The 302-nt window shown below is 50.3% G+C and carries 1 pseudogene; it reads right to left on the bottom strand.

Features of this window, described 5'->3' with window-relative positions:
* Window positions 1–302 (bottom strand): annotated as a pseudogene (locus tag CVN76_RS02210) (sodium:solute symporter family protein); the annotation flags it as partial.

Genomic DNA, 302 nt, shown 5'->3' with positions numbered 1-302 from the left:
CTCGATCGAAAGGCGGAGCAAGGAGAGGTCGGCATCTGCACCAACGAGCCCTGGCACTTTCAATATGGCTGTGAACCCCACGAAAAACACGAATAGTAACATGAGTGTATAAATGGGGCTGATGATGGCATTCTTTCGAAAGATCTTCCCGCTGCGCGCTGAATATACCGCACTGAAAACTTGCGGCCACATATAGAAACCGAACACGAGCAAGGTTACCGTGGAGATGAACCATGATACGCTAAGCCCTTCGTCAGGAAGCTTCAGAAAACCAGGCTTGGCTGCATCGACTGCTTCGAACA

This window comes from Bacillus sp. mrc49, assembly GCF_002803435.1.
The sequence above is the reverse complement of the archived record's forward strand: the minus strand, read 5'-3'. Positions and strand labels throughout refer to the sequence as shown.